The following is a 24,268-nucleotide window of genomic DNA, read 5'->3' as shown; positions in this document are numbered from 1 at the left end:
CGCAACCGGCGGGAAGATCTGGTTCAGAGGATCTTGAAGACTGCGAGCGCCAGCACGGCCTGGGCAAGGAAGCCGACCGTGAAGGCCAGCGTGCGGAATACCGGCAGGCCGAGCGTGTAGACGATCAGGTGGGCGACGCGGGCCCAGAAATAGACGGCGCAGGCCAGCACGGTCCATTTGGTGGAGTAGTCGGCCGCGTTGAGGATCAGCACCAGCGGCGCGAAGATCACGAGGTTCTCGACAGCATTGTCATGCGCGAACATCAGCCGGTTGGCCCATTCAGCATGCGGCTTGTCGCCACGCGAGGGATTGCCCATGGCGCCGGAGAGGCCGCGTACCTGGCAGCGGTTGATGATGTAGGGGATCCACAACAGCCCGGTCAGGATCACCGTCAGCGACAGCCAGAACAGTTCGCGCGTCATCGTCTCCCCCTCACGTGAATTCGTTCCCGACCGCCGGGATCGTCTGTTTATAGCTGAGCGGAAGACTTGGCGCTACGAGACTGGCGCTACGCGAAGCCTTGCAGTACGCAAAGACTCGGCGCTACGCGCGGACGCGGACATAGCTGCCCGGAGCGTCCTCGAGCACGGGCGCCCCGTTCGAGCCGACCATGCGCGCCGGCACCGTCTCCGGATCATGGCTCTCCAGCCAGCCGCGCCAGTCGGGCCACCACGAGCCCTTGTGCTCCTCGGCGCCCTTCAGCCAGTCGGCGAGCTTCATGTCCTTGATGTTGTCGTTCGTCCAGTACTGGTACTTCTTCGAGGCGGGCGGGTTGACCACGCCGGCGATATGGCCGGAGCCGGACAGCACATATTTCACCGGGCCGCCGAAGAACTGCGAACCGTACAGCACCGACTCCGCCGGAGCGATGTGATCCTCGCGAGCGGCGAGGTTGTAGACCGGAACCTTCACCTTCGACAGATCGAGCAGCGTGTTGTCGAGCACCATGGTGCCGGTCGACAACCGGTTCTCCAGATAGCAGTTGCGTAAGTAGTAGGAGTGGTTCGACGACGGCATCCGCGTCGCGTCCGAATTCCAGTGCAGCAGGTCGAACGAGGAGGGCGGCTGGCCCTTCAGATAGTTGTTCACGACATACGACCAGATCAGGTCGTTGGAGCGCAGCATGTTGAAGGCCATCGCCATCTTACTGCCCTCGAGCACGCCGGATTCCTGCATGTCGCGTTCCAGCGCCGAGATCTGGTCCTCGTCGACGAACACCAGCAAGTCGCCGGCGTGGGTGAAGTCGACCTGCGCGGCAAAGAACGTCGCCGACGTCACGCGCTGACGGCGCTTCTCGGCGAGATAGGCGAGCGTCGAGGCGAGCAGGGTGCCGCCGACGCAATAGCCGGCGGTGTGCACCTTCAACTCGCCGGTGACCTTCTCGATCACATCCATCGCGGTGAGCGGGCCCTCGGTCATGTAGTCGGCCCAGGTCTTCTTGCCGAGCTCCTTGTCCGGATTGACCCAGGAGATCACGAACACCGTGATGCCCTGGTCGACGCACCATTTGATATAGGATTTCTCGGGGCGCAGATCGAGGATGTAGAACTTGTTGATCCAGGGCGGCACGATCAGCAGCGGCGTGCGCAGCACGTTCTCGGTCGCCGGCGAATACTGGATCAGCTGCATCAGCTCGTTCTGGTAGATCACCTTGCCCGGCGTCGTCGCCATGTTGACGCCGACCTCGAGGTTGGTCGGATCGGACTGGCGGATCCGCAGCGTGCCGTGGCCGGCCTCGATATCCTCGGCCAGCATCTTCATGCCGCGCACCAGATTGTCGCCGTTGGTCTCGACGGTGGCGCGCAGCACTTCCGGATTAGTCAAGACGAAATTCGACGGCGCCAGCGCGTTGCTGATCTGCTGGACGTAGAACTCAGCCTTCTTGCGGGTGTGCGGATCGATCCCGTCGGCGTCGTGGACCAGCTGCTGCGCCCATTTCGCGGTCAGCAGATAAAGCTGCAGGATGAAGTCGAAGAACTGATTCGACTTCCACTCCGGATCCTGGAAGCGCTTGTCGCGCGGGGCCGGCGCGATCGCGGGCTTGGCATCGGCTTCGCCGGCCATGCGGCGCACGGCCGAGCCCCAGAGATCGAGGTAATCCTTGCCGAGCTGCATTTGCAGCGAGGAGGCGCGCTCCTTGTCGGACAGCCAGTATTCGGCGATCACGCTGAAGGTCTTGATGACCTCGCCGAGCTCGTTCGGCGGCGTGTCGCGGACTTCTCCGGTCTGGCGCGGCTTGAGATAGGCTGCCAGCGCCTGGCCGCTGCTCTCCATCGCCCGCGCGATGTTCATGGCGAAGGCTTCGGCGTTGAATTTCGGGGTGGCTTGGGTGTCGGTGCTGACGTTGCTCATCTGGGGGACACTATCGCGTCGTTTGGGGGGCGTCATCGCGCGGTGCGGCAACGAAAATCAGTGAAAATCAGATGTTTCGCTCTGTTGCGGTGCGACAAAAAATCTTTGTTCCGTCATATTGAAGCCTCAGGGGTCGCTTTTGCTGTTCACGGTTTAAGCGTTTCGGGCGACAATGGTTTGAAACGACTAAAGCCAGGATTAACGCAGCGGGGACGCTGCAAGGCTCGTACCAGTGCGACCCGTGTCGGCAACCGTGCGACGTGCGCGCTAGCTTGTTGGGGACAATTCGGCACATGCCGATCGATCTGAAGAACAGGGGGCTCGCGGCCGCAGTGCTGCTCGCGTCATTGCTGGCGCTGGGCGGTTGCTCGAGCACGATCGCCGATATGGCAATGCCGGCCGACGCGCCGGCGCGGCAAAAGGATGCCAACGGGTACCTCCCGGTCCATGACCTTCCGCCCGACCGGGCCGATCCGACGATCAAGCCGGCCGATCAGGCCAAGATCGAGCAGGAGCTGATTGCCGCACGCGAACGCCAGGCCCAGGCGTCGGCCCAGGCCGGCAAGTGAGCCGCGTCAGACGGCCGATCAGCGCTGGCGCCGCCCGGCGTCCGTGCTAAAAGAAACCCAGTTCAACCGCAGATCCGGCCGCAGCCCCCCTGATCGTGCCCTGAATTCGCTCTAAGTCATTGATTCAGCGCGATTTCTGTAAGAGGCCGTGCAGGCTTCCGTGAGCAAGCCAAAGGGGCGCGATTCTGGCATCGCGGTTGTCGGAGCAAGGGTCCCATGGAAGATTTTTACCGCATTCGCCGTCTGCCGCCTTACGTCTTTGAAAAGGTCAACCAGGCCAAGGCGGCCGCGCGCAACGCCGGGGCCGACATCATCGACATGGGCATGGGCAATCCGGACCTGCCGACCCCGCCGCACGTCATCGAGAAGCTCAAGGAGACACTGGGCAAGCCGCGGACCGACCGCTACTCGGCCTCGCGCGGCATCAATGGCCTGCGCAAGGCTCAGGCCGCCTATTACGCGCGCCGTTTCGGCGTCAAGCTGAACCCCGATACCCAGGTCGTTGCGACACTCGGCTCGAAGGAGGGATTTGCCAACGTTGCACAGGCGATCACCGCGCCTGGCGACGTCGTGCTGTGCCCGAACCCGAGCTATCCGATCCATGCGTTCGGCTTCCTGATGGCGGGCGGCGTGATCCGCTCGGTGCCGTCGGAGCCGACGCCGCAATTCTTCGAGGCGGTCGAGCGGGCGATCGTCCATTCGATCCCGAAGCCGATCGCGCTGATCGTCTGCTATCCGTCGAACCCGACCGCCTATGTCGCCGACCTCGACTTCTACAAGGATCTCGTCGCATTCGCGAAGAAGCACGACATCTTCATCCTGTCCGATCTCGCCTACGCCGAAGTCTATTTCGACGAGGACAAGCCGCCGCCGTCGGTGCTGCAGGTGCCCGGAGCGATCGACGTGACCGTCGAATTCACCTCGATGTCGAAGACGTTCTCGATGGCCGGCTGGCGCATGGGCTTTGCGGTCGGCAATGAGCGCATCATCGCAGCGCTGGCGCGGGTCAAATCCTATCTCGATTACGGCGCCTTCACGCCGGTCCAGGTGGCGGCGACCGCGGCGCTGAACGGTCCCGACGACTGCATCCGCGAGATGCGCGACACCTACCGCAAGCGGCGCGATGCGCTGGTTGAGTCATTTGGCCGCGCCGGCTGGGACATTCCGCCGCCGCAGGCCTCGATGTTCGCCTGGGCGCCGCTGCCCAAGGAGTTCGAGGCCGTCGGCAGCATGCAGTTCGCAACCCTGATGGTGGAGAAATCCGGCGTCGTGGTGTCGCCGGGCGTCGCGTTCGGCGAGCACGGCGAGGGCTATGTCCGCATCGCGATGGTGGAGAACGAGCAGCGCATCCGGCAGGCCGCGCGCGGCGTGCGCCGCTTCCTTGAAAGCGGCATCGAAACGTTGCACAACGTCGTTCCTCTCGCCAACCGACGCTAATCCTTCCAGGTTGCTTAATCTCCAGGTCCCTTAAATCCATGGTCGCACCCCTGAACGTGGGCATAGCGGGGCTCGGCACCGTCGGTGCCGATGTCGTCCGCCTCATCGAAACGCAAGGACGCGCGCTGGCCGAGCGCAGCGGACGACCCGTTCGCGTCGTCGCCGTCACGGCGCGCTCGAAGGCCAAGAAGCGCGGCCTCGACCTGCGCGACATCGCCTGGGCGAAGAGCCCCGAAGCGCTCGCCGAAGATCCCAACATCGACTGCTTCGTCGAACTGATGGGCGGCGCCGGCGATCCCGCGCTGTCCGCGATCGAGACCGCGCTGAAGGCGGGCAAGTCGGTCGTCACCGCCAACAAGGCGCTGATCGCCAAGCATGGACTGCGTCTCGCCGCAGCCGCTGAAAAGCACGGCGGCGCGCTGAATTTCGAGGCGGCGGTCGGTGCGGCGATCCCGGTGATCAAGACGCTGCGCGAGGGCCTCGCCGGAACCAGCGTCAACCGCGTCTACGGCATCCTGAACGGCACCTGCAATTACATCCTGACCCGGATGGAGCAGGAGGGGTTGTCGTTCGAGGAATGCCTGAAGGACGCCCAGCGTCTCGGCTATGCCGAAGCCAATCCGTCGTTCGACGTCGATGGTCACGACACCGCGCAGAAGCTTGCGATCCTGGCGAGCCTCGCCTTCGGAACCAAGGTCGCGGAAAGCGCTGTTTATGTCGAAGGCATCTCCTCGATCACGCCGGAAGATCTCAAGGCCGCTTCGGAACTCGGCTACCGGGTCAAGCTGCTCGGCGTGGCCGTCCGCACGGCAAAGGGCATTGAGCAGCGCGTGCACCCGACCATGGTGCCGAAATCATCCTCGATCGCGCAGGTGATGGGCGTCACCAATGCTGTCGCAATCGACGGCGAGGGCATTCCGCCGATCACGCTGGTGGGCCCTGGCGCCGGCGGCGGCGCGACGGCCTCGGCCGTGGTCGCCGACATCGCCGACGTCGCCCGTGGCATCCGGGCCAAGCCGTTCGGGCGTCCGGTGGAACGGTTGCGCGACACCACCAAGGCGCCGATGGAACGCCATGAGGGTGGCTACTATATCCGCCTGATGGCGCGCGATCTTGCAGGCACTGCCGCAACAATCGCCACCCGCCTGGCGGAACAGAAGATATCTCTGGAATCCATCGTGCAGCGGCATCCGGATGGCGTCGATGTGAACGGTGCGGCCAAAAAACCTTCACCGGTTCCGGTCATTCTGATTACCTATGCGACCAGCGAGGATGCCGTGCATCGTGCGCTGGCCGCAGTGCAGCGCGATAAGGTCATCAGCGGCAGGCCGCAGGTGATCCGGATCGAGAAAAACTAACGCATGGCCTGAACGGGTCGGGCGTGAGACGATTGATGCGGGCAGGCTGGCCTGTCCCCGAGGCTTAAGGAGTACGCCGATGTCGACCCATATTTCCGTTCCGCCGCAGATGCTGCTCGAGCGCATCCTGACGCTCGAAATCGTGCGCGTGACGGAGCGCGCGGCGGTTTCGGCCGCGCGGCTGCGCGGCCACGGTCAGGAGAAGGCCGCCGACAAGGCCGCGGTCGACGCGATGCGGCGCGAGCTCAACAAGCTGCCGATCGAGGGAACGGTCGTGATCGGCGAGGGCGAGCGCGACGAGGCGCCGATGCTGTTCATCGGCGAGAAGGTCGGCCTCAATGCCGGTCCCAAGGTCGATATCGCGGTCGACCCGCTCGAAGGCACGACGCTGTGCGCCAAGAACATGCCGGGCTCGATCGCCACCATGGCGATGGCCGATGGCGGCACGTTGCTGCACGCGCCTGACGTCTACATGCAGAAGATCGCGATCGGCCCGGGCTACGCCAAGAATGTGATCGAGCTCGACGCGCCGCCGGCCGACAATGTCCGCCGTCTTGCCAAGGCCAAGGGCGTCGACCCGACCGCCATCAACGTGCTGGTGCTCGACCGTCCGCGCCACGCCGACATCATCAATAGCGTGCGCTCGACCGGCGCTGCCGTGCAGCTGATCACGGACGGCGACGTCGCCGGCGTCATCCACTGCGCCAAGCCCGATGAGACCGGCGTCGACATGTATATCGGCACCGGTGGCGCCCCTGAGGGCGTGCTGGCCGCGGTCGCACTGCGCTGCATCGGCGGCCAGATGCAGTGCCGCCTGATCCTCGACACCGAGGAGAAGCGCGAGCGTGCGCACAAGATGGGTGTCACCGATCCGAAGATGATCTACGGCATCGAGGACATGGCCAAGGGCGACTGCCTGTTCGCCGCCACCGGCGTCACGACAGGCTCGCTGCTGACCGGCGTGAAGTTCAAGAAGGACGTGATCGAGACCGAGACGGTCGTGATGCGCTCGGTCACCGGCACCGTGCGCTACATCAAGGCCGAGCACCGGCAGCTCGAGAAGTTCCACCTGGACTAAGCAGGACCAGGATACGATCTCCGACATTCCGGGTTGGGTGCTTCGCATCCACCCGGAATGACGAACCAACAAGAACAACAAGGGAGACGCGCATGTCCGAGCTGTCCGGGGTCAAGGCGCTGGTGTTCGACGTGTTCGGCACCGTGGTCGACTGGCGCACCAGTCTGATCAACGATTTCACGACATGGGGAGAGACGCGCGGCATCAAGGCCGACTGGACCGCGCTGGTCGATGGCTGGCGTGCGGTCTATGCGGCCTCGATGGACGAGGTGCGCAAGAACCCGCAGAATGGCTATGTGATCCTCGACGTGCTGCACCGCCGCTCGCTGGAAAAGCTGGTCGCGCAGTTCGACATCAAGGGGCTCACCGAGCCCGACCTGCAACATCTGACGCTGGGCTGGCACCGCCTGCACGGCTGGCCCGACAGCGTTGCCGGGCTGACCCGCCTGAAGACGAAATACATCATCTCGCCGCTCTCCAACGGCAATGTCGCGCTGCTCACCAACATGGCGAAGTTCGCGGGCCTGCCGTGGGACCTCGTGATGTCGGCCGAGCTGTTCGAGCACTACAAGCCCGATCCGGAAACCTATCTCGGTGCCGCCAAACTGCTGTGCCTGCCGCCGGAGCAGGTGATGATGGTCGCCGCCCACAACTACGACCTGAAGCACGCGCAGAAGCACGGCCTGAAGACCGCCTTCGTAGCGCGGCCGACCGAATACGGACCGCTACAGAAGGTCGATTTCGAGGCCACCGGCGCGTGGGACATCGTGGCCAAGGATTTCGGGGAAATCGCCAGCCGGATGGGCTGCTAGAACTGGCCTGCGATTCATTCAAGCGCTACGATTCCTTCCCGACGCACCGGCCCTAATAGAATCAGGACCGATGCGCCGGATTTATTTTGACGCGTTTTCTTCACGCGAACCGGTGCCCACTTCGCTTGAAAACGCGCTGTTCGGAAGGGATCATGACACTTCACGCATCCGCACTACCCATCGAAGCGCCACAGGCGTTCCTTGGCGTGACGCGGTCGCTGACCGGAAAGCTCTGGCGCGACCGGCTGGATGCGCGCGGAGCGGCGCGGGCGCTCGCGATCGTGCAGCGGCACAATCTGCCGGAAATGCTGGCGCGCGTGCTGGCGGGGCGCGACGTCGCGATCGACGGGGTCGCGGACTTCCTCGACCCAACCATCCGCAAGCTGATGCCCGATCCCCATACGGTCACCGAGATGGAGCACGCGGCCAAGCGCATCGCGGATGCCGCAGCGCGCGGCGAGCAGGTCGCGATCTTCGGCGATTATGATGTCGACGGCGCGACCTCGGCGGCGCTGCTGACCTGGCATCTGCGCCATTGCGGGCTGGATCCGCTGATCCATATTCCGGACCGCATCTTCGAAGGCTACGGACCGAACGTCGACGCCGTCCGCGCGCTGGCGGCCAAGGGCGCGACGCTGCTGGTCACGGTCGATTGCGGCACCACCAGCATCGAGCCGCTGGCGGAAGCCAGGAGGCTCGGCATGTCGGTGGTGGTGATCGATCATCACCAGACCGGAGATGAGTTGCCCGAGGTCGACGCGCTGGTGAATCCGAACCGGCCAGACGATCTCTCCGGGCTCGGTCATCTCGCCGCTGTCGGCCTGGTGTTCGTCACGCTGGTCGCCGTCAATCGCGAGCTGCGCCAGCGCGGCTTCTGGACCCGCGAGATGCCGGAGCCGGACCTGCTCAGCGTGCTGCATCACGTCGCACTCGGCACCGTCGCCGACGTCGCGCCGCTGATCGGGCTGAACCGGGCCTTCGTTGCAAAAGGCCTGATCGCGATGCGCCGCCGCGATCATGTTGGCCACACAGCGCTGATGGATGTGGCGCGGCTCAATGGCCCGCCGGAGGCATGGCATCTCGGCTTCATGCTGGGGCCGCGCATCAATGCCGGCGGCCGTATCGGGCGTGCCGATCTCGGCGTCCGGCTGCTGCTCGAAGGCGATGTCTCGGAGGCTGCGCGGATCGCGGCCGAGCTCGATCGCCTCAACAACGAACGCCGCGTGATCGAGCAGGCGGCCGAAGCCCAGGCCGAAGCCGAGGCATTGGCTTCGCTCGGGCTCGAGGACAAGGGCGCGGTCATCGTCACCGCGGCGGAAGGTTGGCACCCCGGCGTGGTCGGGCTGGTCGCGGCACGGCTGAAGGAGAAGTTCGCGCGTCCGGCGTTTGCGATCGCGCTTGAGCCAGGCGGCATCGGCACCGGATCGGGGCGCTCGATCGGTGGTGTCGATCTCGGCAAGGCGGTGCGGCAAGCGGTGCATGACGGCTTGCTGATGAAGGGCGGTGGGCACGCGATGGCGGCGGGCGTCACGCTGCGCAAGGAGAAGCTCGCCGAATTCCGCGCTTTTATGGAGAGCGCGCTGGCGGCCGACGTCGCCAATTCGCGTCACGAGAACGAGCTGTTCATCGACGGTGCGGTGACCGCGCGGGCGGTGACGCCGGAATTCGCCGCGACGCTCAATCGCGCGGGGCCGTTCGGCACCGCCAATCCGGAGCCGGTGATCGCGTTGCCGTCGCATCAGCTGGTCTATGCCGACGAGGTCGGGCAGGCGCATTTGAGGCTGCGCTTCAAGTCCGGCGATGGTTCCATCGTCAACGGTATCGCCTTCCGCTCCGTCGGACAGAAGCTCGGCAGCGCCTTGACGCAAAATCGCGGTCAGCAATTGCACGTGGCGGGCTCTCTCGCGGTCGACCGTTGGCAAGGCAGCGAACGTGTGCAATTCCGTGTCCTCGACGTCGCGGCACCGGATCAGGGCCCGGCGGTGATCCGATAAGAAACGTTGGGAGAGGACATGGCAGGACAGGTTGAAGGCAAGGTCGCGCTGGTGACCGGCGGCGCGTCAGGTATCGGCGAGGCGATCGTCGAATTGCTGGCGCAGGAAGGCGCGACGGTCGTTGCGACCGATATCGATGAGTTGAGGGGACCCGAGCTCGCCGCGCGGCTCACCAAAGCCGGGCGCAAGGTGAGCTTCCTGCCGCAGGACGTCACCAGCGAGGAGCGCTGGATCGAGGTCGTCGCTGAGATCGGCAAGCGCCACGGCCGCCTCGATATCATGGTCTCCAACGCCGGCATCGGCATCGGGGCGCCATCGATTGTCGAGATGTCGCTCGCGGATTGGCGCCGGCAGACGGCGATCAATATCGATGGCGTGTTCCTGTCGGTGAAGCATTCGCTGCCGCTGATGCGCAAGCACGGCGGCGGCTCGATCATCATGATGTCGTCGCTGGCCGGCCTGCGCGGCGCGGCGACGCTCTCCGGCTACAGCGCGACCAAGGGCGCGGTACGGCTGTTCGCCAAGTCGATCGCGATGGAATGCGCGCAGATCGGCGACGGCATCCGCGTCAACTCGGTGCATCCCGGTATCATCGACACGCCGATCTGGGGCAAGATTCCGACCGGTGCGACGGGCGCCGGGCAGAACGCGCCGATCGATCCGGAGGAGCGTGCAAGGTTCGCGACGCCGCTCGGCCGCGCCGGCCAGGCGATCGAGATCGCCCAAGGCGTGCTCTATCTCGCCTCGGACGCATCACGCTACGTGACGGGCAGCGAGCTCGTGATCGACGGCGGCATGAATGCCGGCGGTGTGGTGCGGCAGCCGAACTGATCTCCGTCATTGCGAGCGAAGCGAAGCAATCCATCGATCCACACATGCGGTGCCATGGATTGCTTCGTCGCTTCGCTCCTCGCAATGACGGCGGTCAGCCGCCTTGGCGCAACCGCGCCAGTACCTTGAGCCCGCCGTAACCATCGGCGGGCAGCAGGCCGGCCTTGATCTGAAAATCCTTGATCGCCTTCATGGTGTCGTTGCCGACGCGGCCGTCGGTGCCGCCGGTGTCGAAGCCGGCCTTGGTCAGCCGCGTCTGCATCTCTTGCACCTCGGCCAGCGTCAGCGCGCGCTCCGAGCCCGGGAAGGGCTGGATGAAGGGTGGGCCGCCGAGACAGCGATCGCCGAGATGGCAGATCGCCAGCGCGTAGTTCATCGAGGGGTTGTAGCTCTTCACCGAGTTGAAGTTCGGGCCGAGCAGGAAAGCGGGGCCGCCGGCGACCGGGATCCAGAGCTGCGCCGATGCGTTCGGCTGCGGAAACGGCTGGCCGTCGGCGCGCGTGACGCCTGCGCTGGCCCAGGCCGCATAGGTGCGGCTGCCGCTGGCGCCGCCGCTCGCCGCGCGGACCTCGTAGCCCCAGTGCTCGCCGCGGTGCCACTTGCCGCGATTGACGAGATATTTTGCGGTCGAGCCGAGCGCGTCGTCGGGCCGGCCGAACGGCGAGACCTTGCCGTCGCCGTCATAGTCGAAGCCGACATTGAGCCAGACTTCCGGCATCCACTGCGAATGGCCCATCGCGCCGGCCCAGGAGCCGTTCATCTCCTCGGGCGTGCTCCAGCCGCGCTGCACGATCTTCATCGCGTTGATCAGCTCGGTCTCCCAATAGGCCTTGCGGCGCGGCTCGTTCCAGGCGAGTGCCGCGAGCGAGGGAAACACCGGCGTCATGTGGTTCTGCTGTACCAGCGGATCGCCATAGGCTGACTCAACGCCCCACAGCGCGAGCAGTGTGCCGCGCTCGACGCCGAAGTCGCGTTCGATCCTGGCGAACAGCGCCTCGTTCTTCTTCAGCGCCTCGCGGCCGTGGATGATGCGCCAGTCGGAGACGCGGCGGTTGATGTACTGCCAGATCTGCTCGTGGAATTCCGGCTGATTGCGCATCTGCTTGAACACGCTCATGTCGGGCTCGACCCGCGCCATGCAACGATTCCAGGTCGCCTCCGAAATGCCCTTTGCCAGCGCGCGGGCGCGGAAATTGTCGCGCCACTGGTCGAAGCCCGGAGGCGCGGCGGCCAGCGCGCCGAACGGAGTGCCGAGCGTCACGCCCACCGCGAGCGCCGTCTTGAGGACGGCGCGGCGGGCAGGGGACTTCAAAGAATCAGGCTGTTTCATCGGGCCAGTCTAGCGGCGCCGATCGGGTGAGCCAAAAGCCACGCCGCCGCAAGAACTAGCTATCCTGCAAATCTGTGGCGATTTTTGATAGCCATTGCCGGACCACCTGTTCGGACTTGGCATCGAGGCCGGCGGCGAGCCGGCGCTCCTGGGCCTGGGCGATGTGACGGCACTTCTCCAGCAACGCGGTTCCATGGTTGGTCAGGCTCCATTGCAGCACCCGGCCGTGGACTGGATGCGGTGTCTTGCGGATCGCGCCGTCGCGCTCGAGGTTGCGGATGATCACGCTGACCGTCTGCGGCGTCAGCAGCGCCACCCTGGCCAGATCGGCGCCCGAAAGGCCCGGATAGGCCTTCAGCATTGTCAGCACCACGAATTGCGGCGAGGTGACGCCGAGGCTCCCCAGCTGACGCTCCATCGACAGCCGTGAGGCCGCATGCGCCTGGCGCAGCAGATAGGCGAGATAGCCCTGTTCGCCGCGCTTGCCTTCGCTGGGCGGCGGGACGGCGGAGGCGGGCAGGCCGTCTGCTTCCGCGCCGATCGCGATCTTGCCCGGCGCCGCCTTCCCCGCCGGCCGCCGCCCGGCCGTGCCGGTTTTCCCTCGTTTCTGCATTGCCGCCATGTTGCCTTCGCGAATGCCTGCGCCTTGCTCAATATCAGAGCTCTTATAGTATATCAGTACACTGATAACATGAGGCCAAGCCGATGTCACATGCCCGCAAGGAATATACCGACTTCGAGAAGCTCGCCCCCGACGTCTTCGCCGTCGTGCGTGACCTCGGCCAGTTTGCGGCAAAGGCCGGTCTCGACAAGCAGCTGCTCGAGCTGGTCAAGCTGCGCGCCTCGCAGATCAATGGCTGCGCCTTCTGCGTGCAGTATCACATCTTGCAAGGCGAGAGCCTCGGCGTGCCGGTCGACAAGCTCAACCTCGTCGTGGTGTGGCGCGAGGTGCCGCAGTTCTCGGCGCGCGAGCGCGCCGCGCTGGCCTGGACCGAGGCGCTGACGACCTTGCCGAACGGCGTCAGCGACGAGGTCTATGCCGAGGCCACCGCCGAATTCTCCGAAAAGGAGCTGACCTATCTGACCTCGGCGATCGCCTCGATCAATGTCTGGAACCGGTTCGGCGCCGCCTATCGCTGGACGCCGCCGCCGCGCCGGCAGCGGGTCGCCGCTGCGGCGTCGTGAGACGATTTCAAAAGCAATCGACAGGGGAGAACAACCGATGACCTCGATGGCGATGACACCATCTCGTGCATTCGTGCGGCCGCCGCGGCCGGTCTTGCTGGCCGCAATTGCGGGTCTGGCTTCGGCGTTCGTGATCGGCAAGGCGCTGCCGACCCCGATGGACGCGATTTCCGCGGTGATCGCGCCGCTATGCGCCAGTGCGAATGCGGCGTCGCCGCTCGACAAGGTCGAGGTCATCACCTCGCATGCGTTGCCGAACGTGCCGGGCAAGCGCGTCACCGTGGTGCGGGTGTTCTACGGCCCCGGCGGCTTCACGCCGCCGCATCGTCATTCCGGCTCGGTGACGGCCTATATCACCAAGGGCGAGATCCGCTCCCAGCTCGGCGGCGGGCCGGTCGAGACCTTCAAGGTCGGCCAGTCCTTCTTCGAGCCGCCGGGTTCGACCCACATGGTCTCGGCGAATGCGAGCACCACGGAGCCTGCGGAGCTGATCGCGGTGTTCGTGGCGGACGAGGGCGCGCAGCTGACCACGATGCTCGAATAACCGCAGCCCACGCAGTCCCGCGGATCGCAGGAGCCGTCGAGCACTGGACCAGTTTGCTGTGAAGTCCGCAGCAAACTGGACCTTGCAAGCGGTATTGCGCGCGGCGACAACGGCCGGAATGCGATTTTGCCGTTCGCGCGGCGGCTACTGAACAGGAGCAATCGATGGTCAATCTCAAGGGGCTTTCCGCCTTTCCGATCACGCCCTCGTCTCGAGATGGGCAGGTCGATGCGGGCGCTCTCCGCGCATTGCTGGAGCCCTTGATCGCCGCCAAGGTGGATTCGATCGGGCTGCTCGGAAGCACCGGTTCATATCCGTATTTCAGCCGCGATGAGCGGCGCCGCGCGGTGCAGGCGGCTGCCGCCCTCGCGGATGGCAGAACGCCGATCCTGGTCGGCGTCGGCGCGCTGCGCACCGACGATGCGGTGAAGCTGGCGCAGGATGCGCGCGATGCCGGCGCGGCGGCCGGCTTGCTGGCGCCGGTGTCCTATACGCCCCTCACGGATGACGAGGTCTTCGAGCATTTTCAAACGGTGGCGCGTGAGAGCAAATTGCCGATCTGCATCTACGACAATCCGGGCACCACGCATTTCCGCTTCACACCGGCCTTGATCGGCCGTTTGAGTCATGTGGAGGGGATTATTGCGGTGAAGAGTCCTGCGCTGGACGCGTCTGCCTTGGCGGGCCATGTCGCGGAATTGCGGGCTGTCGTGCCGGGCGGCTTCTCGCTGGGTTACAGCGCCGACTGGAATTGCACCGAGGCGCTGCTGGCGGGCGGCGAGACCTGGTACAGTGTCCTTGCAGGAATTTTCCCCAAGGTCTGCCTCGACATCGTCCGCGCCGTGGCAAGTGGAGATGCCGCCAGGGCGCGGCAGCTCGATGCGCGTCTGCGGCCGGTCTGGCAGCTGCTCAAGACATTCTCGAGCCTGCGCGTCGTCTACGCGATCGCCAATCTCAGGGGGATCTGCGCGGCCGAGCCACCACGTCCGATCTTGCCGCTGCCCCCGGACGCCCAGAAGAAGGTGGGTGAGGTGCTGGCTGCAATGGACATCGGCTGATCGCTCCAAGGCCGCGCGAGTTGGATCCGGCCATCGCGGCTTCCATCGGCGCACAAAATCGGCATAACAATCGCCGGGTATGCGCACTGCCTGGGAGGCGTTCGATGCGATTGCCGGTGGTTCTGTTGACGATGCTGATTCCCGCCGTGGCGTGGGCCGAGGAGCCTGCAACCAATGCGCCGGCGCTGTGGGGCAGTCCCACCGTCGACAACGGCGCCTGCTGCAAGACGCTTGGCGAGGTGCGCAGCAACATCGACCGGCTCGACCGCGAGATCGTGCGCCTGATGGCCGAGCGCGGCCGCTACGTCCACGAGGCCGCCCGCTTCAAGGCCAACCCGGCGCAGGTCGAGGCGCCTGAACGCGCCGAGGCCGTCGTGAAGAAGGCGATGGCGCTTGCGGAAGCGGACGGGCTGTCGCCCAAGGTTGCGGAAGCCGCCTACCGCGCGATGATACGCGCCTTCATCGACTACGAGCAGGACGTCTTCGCAGCGGCTGCGGCACGCGGCGATGCGCCCTGGAAGAAGTAAGCGGATGCGCTGACCATCCGGGACTCCTTCCGCCGCTTCGACGAGGTGTGATCTGGGATTCAGATCACTGCCATCTCACATAATCATTATCCCTCTACCCGGCGGCATGCTTCAACGCGGCAAGTCGGAAGAGAGCGGTCCGGTTCGCCTGATGGGCAGAGCCGAGAGCCGCGATCACACGTGACATTTCGAAACGCTGAAACTGACGCGGATTGGATCAGCTCCACTCCGGCCGGTCCCGCTATGCGGGGGCAACTGATCGCCGGCAGTTGCTCCGAAGCCTTAGTCCTCGGCAGATCGTGCAAGGAGCCGTCAACATGCCGTTTCTGCGGTTTGATTTGATCGAGGGACGAAGCGATGCAGAGATCCAGCGGCTGCTCGATGTCACCCACGAAGTGCTGGTCGAAACCCTCCATGTGCCGCAGCGCGACCGCTATCAGGTCGTGCACGTTCATCCGCGATCCCGCGTCGTCGCTCTCGATACCGGATTGGGCATTGGCCGGACGGACAGGCTGGTGATGCTGCAGCTGACCAGCCGTCCGCGCGACAGGGCGTTGAAGCTGGATTTCTATCGCGTCCTCGCCGAGCGGCTGTCGTCGGCCTGCGGGATCGCGCCGAGCGACCTCGTCATCAACTTCGTCATCAATGACGATGAGGACTGGTCGTTCGGCTTGGGACGCGCACAGTTCATCACCGGCGAACTGACATAAGCCGCATAGCCTGCGTCGTGAGGCGATTAGCAGGCACCGCCCGGCTAATTGCCGCCACCTTCCTGGGTGTCGATGCGGCGCACGACGTCGTCGGGCAGGGCGTGCGCCACGGCTGCCGCAGGTCCGGGCTCCGGTCCGATCTCGCGGCCGCGGCCGCGGATCAGCCGCTCATAGGCCGACACCAGCGTGGTGTAGGGGTTGACCCAGAGCCAGCCGTCGCGCGTGAACACCTGCACGTCGAAGTGCAGGTGCCGTGACGTGCCGTTGGGATGGTCGAGATAATTCGACACCACACCGATCCTTTCGCCCTCGCTGAGGCGGCGTCCGTTGAGCAGGCCGTCCGCATCCATCACGGACGGGTTCATGTGCATGTAGCGGAAGCGAACGTGCTCGGTACGGGTGTTGACCTGCAATGTCACGGCCTGCTGCTGCGCCGAGCGGATCACGATGCTGTCGCGCACCGCGACGACAGTCTGCCGCCTGGGGTCGCAACCGTCCGTGCCGTCGGTGGGACACCCGCCGGGCCTGATGTCCTGGCCCTGATGGCCGAAGCCGCTGGCGCATTGGCCGACCTCGAAGCTGCGCGCCTCGCAGAAATTGTCCTGCCAGGGATACTCGTCGACCCGCCCGCGCTTCGGAAAGGACTGCGAATGTGCGAAGGCCGGCGCCTTCGCGAGCGGAAAGCGGATCTGCGAATAGACGGTGACGTCGGCGTGGCCGCCTTGCTGCCTGCGGCCGCCGCTGCCCGCGATGATGTCGCCGCTCGGGCGGTAGGTGAAATCGGCCGACTGCGCGATCGGCCGCTCGGAGATGTCGGAGGCGGTGTCGCTGCGCGGCCGTGACGGCTGGCCACCGGTGATGCGCAACGCCTTCAGGAAGCGCTCGGCGACCGGGTAGGCCTCCCGGCACGCCAGCCGCTTCGGCCGCGGTGCACTATCGAGGCACTGGATCGAGACGACGTAGGGAATGCCGAAGCGGGTGAAAGCGTAGCGGACATAACCCTCGCGGATGAAGCGGCGCAGGTCCGGAAACTGCGCGGCCAGCGTCTTGACCGCTTCGCCCTTGCCGCCGAGCCGGTCGGCGAGGTCGTAGACCAGGATCGAGCCCGAGATCTGCACCTCGACCGGTTTTGCAAACGTCCGCGGCGGCATGCCGTCGCCGGCGCCCGGATCGAGCGAGAACACTGCGTCATAGCCGGACGCGCCGGCATGGAAGACGTCGGCAGCGCGGAAATCGGCCTGGTGGCGTGCGACCGGCAGGCCGTCCGCTGTGCCGCCCTGCCGTGCATCGAGATAGCTTGCGGGGTCGAACGGCAGCAGCACCGGGATCGGGCTCTGCGCAATGCCAGGGAAGAGCGGCGATGTCACCGCGTTCAGCTGCACCAACGCGGGCATCGCGCGCGGATCGGTGGCCGGGACGCGGCGCTGTCCGGCGAATGTGAAGCTGGTGGTGATGGCCGGGCGGGTGCCGATCTCTTGCCGAAGCTGGTCGAGCACGGCGCGCCATTCGACCCGCATGGCCGAGATCGAAGGCGTTCGGAATTCGTCGGCATGAGCGCCTGGAGGAGGCAAGAGCAGGACTGCCAGCCAGCAACTGATGAAGCTGACAATCTTCCTGTTCACCGCACCCCCCGGGTCATGTCTGATCGCGAGAGATTAGAGCAAGTTCCGGAAAAGTGTGTAGCAGTTTTCCGGAAAGTTTGAGCTTAAACAACAACCTGATGCGCAGCGATGGTTCACGACGAACGTCACCGCGCGTTGCCGCTCAGTCCTTCCGCTCAATCCTTGGCGCGTTCGACGTAGGAACCGTCCTCGGTCATGACAACGATGCGGGTGCCGGTGGAAACATGCGGCGGCACGCCGGTGCGGATGCCGTTCGACAGCACGGCCGGCTTGTACGACGACGAGGCGGTCTGGCCCTTGGTCACAGGCTCGGTCTCCACCACTTCCAGCGTCACGCGCTGCGGCAGCTGGATCGCGACCGGATTGCCATCGTGCATCGACAGCTTCACGGTCATGTTCTCCTGCAAATACGGCGCAGACGAACCGACGATCTCCTTGGAGACCTGGACCTGATCGTAGTTGTCGTTGTTCATGAAGTGGAAGCCGTCGCCGTCCTCATAGAGGTAGTTGTAGTTGTGGTCCTCAACGGTGGCCTTCTCGACCTGGTCGGTGGTCTTGTAGCGTTCCGAGACCTTCACGCCGTCGCCGATGCGGCGCATTTCGATCTGGCTGACCGGGGTGCCCTTGCCGGGATGGATGTTTTCGGCGGAGAGGACCACATAGAGCTTGCCATCCTGCTCGATGATGTTGCCCTTGCGGATGGAACTGGCGATGACTTTCAAAGGTGTTTTCCTGAATTTGAGAACAGGGGGCGCAAACCGGACCGGCAGCCCCTCGGCCGTGGCGGCGATTTCGGGCTGCAACATACTGATTTGTCCCTGAGATGCCAGTCTTTTGCGGCCGTTTTCGGCCGATTGCGAACGCCTATTCAGGGGCGATCGGGCGGGTTTCGCGGCGGGATCGCCGGGCTCGCGGGTCACGCCAGATGGACAACGCGGGTGTCTTTCGACATGAAGGAGCACGCGTCGCTGCGCCTGTCCGGGATCGAGCATTCATGCTGGCCGTCAATGCTTTCAATATCAATAGCTTGCGCCCGTTTCTTGAGCGGACATGCAGGGTGCTTCATGCCGCTTCGACGGTGCCGGAGGCCGGGCTGACATGACCGGACCGCACCAGACCTCACCGTGGTGGACGCCGCAGCGCTACGCCGACCGCAGGCCGTTCCTGCAGGCGCGGACCGCGATCACGCGCGCGCTCCGGGCATGGTTCGAGGAGCAGGGATTTGTCGAGGTCGAGACCGCCGTCCTGCAGATCTCGCCCGGCAACGAGACGCATCTGCACGCCCCGCGGACCGAGCTCAGGCAGGCCGATGGCTCGCGGGCAACGCGCTATCTGCGCACCTCTCCGGAATTCGCCTGCAAGAAGCTGCTCGCCGCCGGCGAGCCGAAGATCTACGAGTTCGCGCGGGTGTTCCGCGATCGCGAGCGCGGCGATCTGCATCTGCCCGAATTCACCATGCTGGAATGGTACCGCGCCAATGCCGGCTATGACGCCATCATGGCCGACACCATCGTCGTGATCGCCCATGCGGCGCAGGCGACCGGGATCGGGCGGTTTTCATTCCGCGGCAAGATGGCCGATCCCTTTGCCGAGCCGGAGCTGCTGACCGTCGCGAGCGGCTTCGAGCGCTTCGCCGGCATCGATCTGCTGGCGACGATCTCGGGCGGCGAGGGCGACCGCGAGGCGCTGGCGTCAGCCGCGCGCGAACGGGTGCGGATCGCCGATGACGACACCTGGTCGGACATTTTCAGCAAGGTGCTGGTCGAGCATGTCGAGCCCAATCTCGGACAGGGCCGCCTGACGGTGCTGTTCGAATACCCGTCGCCCGAGGCCGCGCTGGCGCGCACCAAGGCGGGCGAGCCACGCGTCGCCGAGCGCTTCGAGGTCTATGCCTGCGGGGTCGAGCTCGCCAACGGCTTTGGCGAGTTGACCGATGCGGCCGAGCAGCGCCATCGTTTTACCGCAGCGATGGACGAGAAGGCCCGCCGTTACGGCGAGCGTTATCCGCTCGACGACGATTTCCTTGCCGCGGTCGGCCAGATGCCGGAAGCCAGCGGCGTCGCGCTCGGCTTCGACCGGCTGGTGATGCTGGCGAGCGGCGCGCCACGAATTGATCAGGTGGTCTGGATGCCGCCTGCAGGAGAGCCATGAACAGGATCGATCCGAAACTGGCGGCGACGCTGCGCCAGCCGCGCGAGCTGATCGATGCCGGCCTCGCGCCGGTCGATGCTCTTGCCGAGCTCGAACAGGTGGCGGCGCGCTACGCCGTCGCGGTGACGCCGGAGCTCGTTGCACTGATCGACCCGGCCGATCCCGCCGACCCGATCGCGCGGCAGTTCATCCCGAGCGCCGACGAACTCGTCGAGCAGCCCGGCGAGAACGCCGATCCGATCGGCGACGACGCACATTCGCCGGTCGCCGGGATCGTGCATCGCTATCCGGACCGGGTGTTGTTCAAGCTGGTCCATGTCTGCGCGGTCTATTGCCGGTTCTGTTTCCGGCGCGAAATGGTCGGGCCGGGAAAGGCCTCGGCGTTGTCGGACGACGCCTACCGCGCGGGGCTCGATTACATCAGGAGCCATCCGGAGATATGGGAGGTCATCCTGACCGGCGGCGATCCGTTGATGCTGTCGCCGCGCAGGCTGACCGAGATCATGGCCGATCTCGCCGGCATCGATCATGTCAAGATCATCCGCCTCCACACCCGTGTTCCGATCGCCGATCCCGGACGCATCAGTCCCGAGATGATCGCGGCGCTGCGGGTCGAGGGGGCTGCGACCTGGATTGCCATCCACGCCAACCATCCGCGCGAATTGGGCGCCAATGCCCGCGCGGCGTGCGCTCGCCTTGCCGACGCCGGCATTCCATTGGTGAGCCAGTCGGTCTTGCTGCGCGGCGTCAACGACGATGTCGCGACGCTCACCGCGCTGATGCGCGCCTTCGTCGAGTGCCGGATCAAGCCCTACTACCTGCATCACGGCGACCTTGCGCCCGGCACCGCGCATTTGCGCACCACAATTGAAGCCGGGCAGGAGTTGACACGGGCGTTGCGCGGGCGTGTCTCCGGACTGTGCCAGCCGGACTATGTGCTCGACATCCCCGGCGGCTACGGCAAGGCGCCGATCGGCCCGACCTATTTGTCGCAGCCGGTTTCCCGCGATCGTGAAGATTCCGTGGAACGGCGGTACCGTATCGTCGATTATTGCGGGGACGTTCATACTTATCCGCCGCAATCGTGAGCCGGCGATGGGCGGGGCCGGGGACGGACGGCAGCAGCCGCCCGAGGACGAGGGCAACCGCAGCATCGAAAATGCTGTGATGTTCGGCTTCTTTGTGGTGCTGGTCGCCGCCGGAATCTGGCTCCTTGGCGCCATAGCCGATATACGGAATGTCCAGGATTGCGCAGCGCAGGGACGACGCAACTGTGCTAGCGTCGAGGTGCCGGAACGGGCGCAATAGGGTTGAGAAGCGGAGAGGCGAGATGCGGAAGACTGTTTTGTTGATGGCTCTGATGATTGTTGCGGTCGGAGCGCCCCAGCTTGGAACGTCCCTGGCCTTGGCGCAGCAGGGCGGATCGTCCTCCATGCAGAAGAATTCGGGGGTGCCGGAAGCGCCGGTTGGACATCGTCAGCCGCGCCGCGGCGACGTTGGCAACGAAAAGAACATCAGCGATCCGAACAGCCAGGCCAACAAGGAAGACGCTGCGCTCGACAAGAAGATCAAGAGCATCTGCCGCGGCTGCTAGGCCACGGAAGAAACCGGCGGAGCGCGATATTCGCCCCGCCGGCAACGCTCAATCCGTTCGGCCGCGTCAGGCCGAGCGCTCCTGCAGGCCGTCACGCCGCACGTTGCGTCGTGCGTCGACGGCATCGGCCAGCTGCTTCAAGACGTCAGCCGTCGTCGCGAGGTCGATGCAACCGTCCGTGATGCTCTGGCCGTAGGTCAGCGGCTTGCCCGGCACGACGTCCTGGCGTCCCGCGACAAGGTTGCTCTCGATCATCACGCCGATGATGCGCTGTTCACCGCTCGCGACCTGCTGTGCGATGTCGGTGGCAACCGCCGGCTGGTTCTCCGGCTTCTTGCTGCTGTTGGCGTGGCTGGTGTCGATCATCAGCCGCGCTGCGACACCGGCGCGGCCGAGCTCGGCGGCGGCGGCATCGACGCTCGCTGCATCATAGTTCGGCACCCGCCCGCCGCGCAGGATGACGTGGCAGTCCTCGTTGCCGCTGGTCGCGGCGATCGCCGAGCGGCCGCCCTTGGTGACCGCCATGAAATGATGTGGGTGCGACGCCGACTTCACCGCATCCGCCGCGATCCGCACGCCACCGTCGGTGCTGTTCTTGAAGCCGACCGGGCAGGACAGGCCGGACGCCAGCTCGCGATGGATCTGGCTCTCGGTGGTGCGGGCGCCGATCGCAGCCCACGAGACCAGATCGGCGATGTATTGCGGCGTCGTCATGTCGAGGAATTCGGTGCCGGCCGGCAAGCCGAGATTGTTCACGGCCGACAGCACGTTGCGGGCAAGCCGCAGGCCCTTGTTGATGTCGAAGCTGTTATCGAGATCGGGATCGTTGATCAGCCCCTTCCAGCCGACGGTGGTGCGCGGCTTCTCGAAATAGACCCGCATCACGATCTCGAGGCGGTCGGCGAGCTGTTCGCGCAGGCCGGCGAGACGCTCGGCATAATCGACGGCCGCCGCGGGATCGTGGATGGAGCAGGGGCCGACGACGACCAGCAGGCGGTCATCGGTGCCATTGAGGATCGCGTGGATGGCGTTGCGGGCGCCCATCACGACGCGGGTCGCCGTCAGGGTGCGCGGGACCTCCCGCATCACCTCTTCGGGCGTACTCAGTTCCTTCAATTCCTTGATGCGAAGATCGTCTGTCGTACTCAACACGGCTGGCTCCTTTGGATTTTCGGACCTGCCGGCACAAAAAAGCCGCCAGGTCTGGCGGCTTGTTTTGGACGTTTGCTGCAATTCTTCAGATTGAGCGCGATCCTCCTGCCGCCAGCGAGCTGTCGTAGCTAAAGTACCAAAAATAGCTGGTGGCGACGGTGATCATGGGGCGGCTCTATAGCCCAGGGATTTGGGGCTGTCACCCCCCAAATACAAGCCCGCCGCGGTTCGCCGTCAGGTGTTGCGCGCCGCCAACGCCATCCCGATCAGGGTCGCCCCGCCGAACATCAGGTTGAGACCGACCAGGAGGCCGATCGCCCATCCCGCCGATTCCGGCAGGCCCGCGATGATGAAGAAGGCGACGACGATATCCATCAGGCCGGCGATCAGCAGCCAGGACCAGCGTCCCGACAATTCGCGGCGGTGCTCCAGCGCGTACATGATGGTGGCGACGCCCTCGGCGACGAAATAGGCGCCGATGACGATGGTCAGCGTCAGCACGCCCTGCATCGGGCGCGCCAGCAGCACCATGCCGGCGAGCACGGCGAGCGCCGCGGAGATCAGCGACCACCAGAAGCCCGGCATGTTGCGCGCCCAGAACGTCACGATCAGCCCGCCGATGCCGGAGATCAGGAACATCCAGCCGAGGAAGATGGTGACGGCGAGGCTGGCGAATGTCGGCACGATCATCGCCGCAATGCCGAGGATCACGAGCAGGATGCCCTCGAACAGGAAGGCCTTCCAATGCGCCTTGACCGCGGCCTGCATCTCCGATCGCAGCTTGTCGAGGTCGTTGGACAGGGTCATCGCGGTTCTCCAGATCTGCCCGCGTGCGTATCCTAGCTCTGGCTTGGCGCGGACGGAAAGCCCTCGGCGGCGGTCCGCATCCGGTTGCGGCCGAGGAAGTAGACGGCGGTGGTCGCGATCAGCAGCGCGAGGCCAATCAGGATCGAGGTGAAGCCGATCGGGATCAGGATGAAGGAGGCGTTGCGCTCGGGATTGACATACCAGTGGTGCAGCGAGGTGAGCAGGAAGGAGACGCCGGCAAAGCCGGTGCCGCCGCCGATCAGCAGCATCGCCCACATCCGTCGCAGCTGGCTCAGCCGCTCGCGCGCGACGTCAGTGCGCGGGGCATGATGCTTGCCGAGGCGGTGCACCAGGCGGACTGCGAACCCGATCGAGGAGAAGCCGATCAGCACGCTGGCCGAACCGAGCAGCAGGTGCGCGGTCGAGCTGAGATCGGGGATGCGCTGGAGTGCGAGCAGCGGAAAATCGAACGCCGCATGCAGCAGGAGGGGTGCGACCAGCACCAGCGCCCAGTTGGAGACCCGCGCCCAGTCGCGATGACCCCGGTAGGCGCCGAGCGCGCCGCCGGAGCGCGCGATCGCCAGATAGGCGCCGGCGATGATGCCGAGCGCGCCGTGGAACGGCACGGTGAGCACGCTGCGCAACGCCGCAAGCGCGCGCCACATGTCCTTGTGCTGGACCAGATAGGCGAGGTTCTCATAGGCGGCGAAGCCGAGGCCGGCAGCTGCGCCATACACCACGGTATCCATCGGATCGGCGAAGGCACGGCGCCGCGTCGAGATGGCGACGATGACGAGGACCTTGACGATCTCCTCCGGCGCCGCGACGCCAAATAACGCCCGCATCGCCTGCGTCGCCCAGGGATTGTCGGGAATGGCCAGCAGCGCATTGAAGGGAATTCGCGCCAGGCCCAGCAGCGAGATGCTGGCCGCGCCGAGCACGAAGGCGAGCCACACCTGCACCGGCGGTCCGGGGCGCTCGTCGGCGGCAATCACCAGCCACAACACCAGCAGTGCGGGTGCGATGGCAGCGGCGCCAATCACAGTCGGAAGCGACTCCAGCAACAACATGAGCCGAACGGGCCCCTTCAATGGCACCACAGCGATGCGTTTTGAAGAAATGGCAGCAAGTTCAGCGGATTGCAAATGGACGATTGG

25 protein-coding genes are annotated in these 24,268 nt (G+C 65.4%); 16 read left to right on the top strand and 9 right to left on the bottom strand.

Going from position 1 to position 24,268, the window contains the following annotated elements; translation table 11 throughout:
• Nucleotides 1-23: 23 nt before the first annotated feature.
• Both AC628_RS24625 and AC628_RS24620 read right to left on the bottom strand, forming a co-directional pair.
• Nucleotides 24-422 carry an MAPEG family protein gene (locus AC628_RS24625; RefSeq protein ID WP_074129380.1) on the bottom strand — a complete coding sequence of 133 codons (399 nt, stop codon included), beginning with the start codon at nucleotides 420-422 and terminating at the stop codon, nucleotides 24-26.
• Nucleotides 423-543: 121 nt separating this feature from the next.
• Nucleotides 544-2,352, bottom strand: a complete 1,809-nt coding sequence (locus tag AC628_RS24620; protein ID WP_074129378.1) for a PHA/PHB synthase family protein — start codon at nucleotides 2,350-2,352, stop codon at nucleotides 544-546.
• A gap of 293 nt (nucleotides 2,353-2,645) precedes the next feature.
• Between AC628_RS24620 and AC628_RS24615 the strand changes: the two genes are divergently transcribed.
• From AC628_RS24615 to AC628_RS24585, 7 genes are all read left to right on the top strand, one after another.
• On the top strand, nucleotides 2,646-2,921 hold the full coding sequence (locus AC628_RS24615) for a hypothetical protein (RefSeq protein WP_074129375.1): 276 nt from the start codon (nucleotides 2,646-2,648) through the stop codon (nucleotides 2,919-2,921).
• A gap of 216 nt (nucleotides 2,922-3,137) precedes the next feature.
• On the top strand, nucleotides 3,138-4,358 hold the full coding sequence (locus tag AC628_RS24610; RefSeq protein WP_074129372.1) for an LL-diaminopimelate aminotransferase: 1,221 nt from the start codon (nucleotides 3,138-3,140) through the stop codon (nucleotides 4,356-4,358).
• Between the two features lie 38 nt (nucleotides 4,359-4,396).
• Entirely contained in the window at nucleotides 4,397-5,716 is a 1,320-nt protein-coding gene (locus AC628_RS24605) for a homoserine dehydrogenase (RefSeq protein WP_074129369.1), read from the top strand.
• Nucleotides 5,717-5,795: 79 nt separating this feature from the next.
• Complete coding sequence (gene glpX / locus AC628_RS24600) at nucleotides 5,796-6,794, top strand: class II fructose-bisphosphatase (RefSeq protein ID WP_050420275.1); 999 nt, start codon at nucleotides 5,796-5,798, stop codon at nucleotides 6,792-6,794.
• A gap of 92 nt (nucleotides 6,795-6,886) precedes the next feature.
• Nucleotides 6,887-7,606: a haloacid dehalogenase type II gene (locus AC628_RS24595; protein ID WP_074129368.1), complete on the top strand. Its 720-nt coding sequence runs from the start codon at nucleotides 6,887-6,889 to the stop codon at nucleotides 7,604-7,606.
• A gap of 152 nt (nucleotides 7,607-7,758) precedes the next feature.
• Nucleotides 7,759-9,600 carry a single-stranded-DNA-specific exonuclease RecJ gene (recJ, locus tag AC628_RS24590; RefSeq protein WP_074129366.1) on the top strand — a complete coding sequence of 614 codons (1,842 nt, stop codon included), beginning with the start codon at nucleotides 7,759-7,761 and terminating at the stop codon, nucleotides 9,598-9,600.
• Nucleotides 9,601-9,618: 18 nt separating this feature from the next.
• Nucleotides 9,619-10,431: an SDR family NAD(P)-dependent oxidoreductase gene (locus AC628_RS24585; protein WP_074129364.1), complete on the top strand. Its 813-nt coding sequence runs from the start codon at nucleotides 9,619-9,621 to the stop codon at nucleotides 10,429-10,431.
• Nucleotides 10,432-10,525: 94 nt separating this feature from the next.
• Here AC628_RS24585 and AC628_RS24580 read toward each other — a convergent pair whose 3' ends face one another.
• Together AC628_RS24580 and AC628_RS24575 are read right to left on the bottom strand one after the other, a co-directional pair.
• Nucleotides 10,526-11,761: a lytic murein transglycosylase gene (locus AC628_RS24580; RefSeq protein WP_074129362.1), complete on the bottom strand. Its 1,236-nt coding sequence runs from the start codon at nucleotides 11,759-11,761 to the stop codon at nucleotides 10,526-10,528.
• Between the two features lie 55 nt (nucleotides 11,762-11,816).
• Nucleotides 11,817-12,383, bottom strand: coding sequence for a MarR family winged helix-turn-helix transcriptional regulator (locus AC628_RS24575; protein ID WP_083633123.1), 567 nt, complete (start codon nucleotides 12,381-12,383; stop codon nucleotides 11,817-11,819).
• Between the two features lie 83 nt (nucleotides 12,384-12,466).
• On the opposite strand from AC628_RS24575, the gene AC628_RS24570 reads away from it, so the two are divergent.
• From AC628_RS24570 to AC628_RS24550, 5 genes are all read left to right on the top strand, one after another.
• Nucleotides 12,467-12,946 carry a carboxymuconolactone decarboxylase family protein gene (locus AC628_RS24570; protein ID WP_074129360.1) on the top strand — a complete coding sequence of 160 codons (480 nt, stop codon included), beginning with the start codon at nucleotides 12,467-12,469 and terminating at the stop codon, nucleotides 12,944-12,946.
• A gap of 37 nt (nucleotides 12,947-12,983) precedes the next feature.
• Nucleotides 12,984-13,490, top strand: coding sequence for a cupin domain-containing protein (locus tag AC628_RS24565; RefSeq protein WP_074129359.1), 507 nt, complete (start codon nucleotides 12,984-12,986; stop codon nucleotides 13,488-13,490).
• Between the two features lie 164 nt (nucleotides 13,491-13,654).
• Nucleotides 13,655-14,548: a dihydrodipicolinate synthase family protein gene (locus AC628_RS24560; RefSeq protein ID WP_074129356.1), complete on the top strand. Its 894-nt coding sequence runs from the start codon at nucleotides 13,655-13,657 to the stop codon at nucleotides 14,546-14,548.
• 104 nt (nucleotides 14,549-14,652) lie between these two features.
• Nucleotides 14,653-15,075: a chorismate mutase gene (locus AC628_RS24555; protein ID WP_210190256.1), complete on the top strand. Its 423-nt coding sequence runs from the start codon at nucleotides 14,653-14,655 to the stop codon at nucleotides 15,073-15,075.
• A 317-nt stretch (nucleotides 15,076-15,392) separates the two neighbouring features.
• Entirely contained in the window at nucleotides 15,393-15,785 is a 393-nt protein-coding gene (locus AC628_RS24550) for a tautomerase family protein (RefSeq protein WP_074129354.1), read from the top strand.
• A gap of 44 nt (nucleotides 15,786-15,829) precedes the next feature.
• Here AC628_RS24550 and AC628_RS24545 read toward each other — a convergent pair whose 3' ends face one another.
• Both AC628_RS24545 and efp read right to left on the bottom strand, forming a co-directional pair.
• Complete coding sequence (locus tag AC628_RS24545) at nucleotides 15,830-17,407, bottom strand: M23 family metallopeptidase (RefSeq protein ID WP_083633122.1); 1,578 nt, start codon at nucleotides 17,405-17,407, stop codon at nucleotides 15,830-15,832.
• A 155-nt stretch (nucleotides 17,408-17,562) separates the two neighbouring features.
• Nucleotides 17,563-18,129: an elongation factor P gene (gene efp, locus AC628_RS24540; RefSeq protein ID WP_050420372.1), complete on the bottom strand. Its 567-nt coding sequence runs from the start codon at nucleotides 18,127-18,129 to the stop codon at nucleotides 17,563-17,565.
• Between the two features lie 376 nt (nucleotides 18,130-18,505).
• Between efp and epmA the strand changes: the two genes are divergently transcribed.
• Genes epmA through AC628_RS24520 form a run of 4 tightly spaced genes read left to right on the top strand, consistent with a single transcriptional unit; the run spans nucleotide 18,506 to nucleotide 21,152 of the window.
• Entirely contained in the window at nucleotides 18,506-19,558 is a 1,053-nt protein-coding gene (gene epmA, locus AC628_RS24535) for an EF-P lysine aminoacylase EpmA (RefSeq protein ID WP_074129350.1), read from the top strand.
• The gene (locus tag AC628_RS24530) at nucleotides 19,555-20,646 is read left to right on the top strand and encodes a lysine-2,3-aminomutase-like protein (RefSeq protein WP_074129347.1); all 1,092 of its coding nucleotides are present in this window, start codon (nucleotides 19,555-19,557) and stop codon (nucleotides 20,644-20,646) included. Before epmA ends, AC628_RS24530 begins: the two co-directional genes overlap by 4 nt.
• Before the next feature lie 7 nt (nucleotides 20,647-20,653).
• Complete coding sequence (locus tag AC628_RS24525; protein ID WP_074129345.1) at nucleotides 20,654-20,866, top strand: hypothetical protein; 213 nt, start codon at nucleotides 20,654-20,656, stop codon at nucleotides 20,864-20,866.
• A 43-nt stretch (nucleotides 20,867-20,909) separates the two neighbouring features.
• Nucleotides 20,910-21,152, top strand: coding sequence for a hypothetical protein (locus AC628_RS24520; RefSeq protein WP_502689764.1), 243 nt, complete (start codon nucleotides 20,910-20,912; stop codon nucleotides 21,150-21,152).
• 66 nt (nucleotides 21,153-21,218) lie between these two features.
• Here AC628_RS24520 and AC628_RS24515 read toward each other — a convergent pair whose 3' ends face one another.
• From AC628_RS24515 to AC628_RS24505, 3 genes are all read right to left on the bottom strand, one after another.
• The gene (locus AC628_RS24515; RefSeq protein WP_074129340.1) at nucleotides 21,219-22,304 is read right to left on the bottom strand and encodes a 3-deoxy-7-phosphoheptulonate synthase; all 1,086 of its coding nucleotides are present in this window, start codon (nucleotides 22,302-22,304) and stop codon (nucleotides 21,219-21,221) included.
• Nucleotides 22,305-22,538: 234 nt separating this feature from the next.
• Complete coding sequence (locus AC628_RS24510) at nucleotides 22,539-23,111, bottom strand: HdeD family acid-resistance protein (protein ID WP_074129339.1); 573 nt, start codon at nucleotides 23,109-23,111, stop codon at nucleotides 22,539-22,541.
• Nucleotides 23,112-23,143: 32 nt separating this feature from the next.
• Nucleotides 23,144-24,181 carry a PrsW family glutamic-type intramembrane protease gene (locus AC628_RS24505; RefSeq protein WP_074129336.1) on the bottom strand — a complete coding sequence of 346 codons (1,038 nt, stop codon included), beginning with the start codon at nucleotides 24,179-24,181 and terminating at the stop codon, nucleotides 23,144-23,146.
• Nucleotides 24,182-24,268 lie beyond the last annotated feature (87 nt).

The sequence above is a fragment of the Bradyrhizobium sp. NAS96.2 genome (assembly GCF_001908235.1).
Lineage (GTDB): Bacteria > Pseudomonadota > Alphaproteobacteria > Rhizobiales > Xanthobacteraceae > Bradyrhizobium.
Note: the sequence above shows the minus strand (reverse complement) of the source record. Positions and strands in the feature narration are given on the sequence as shown.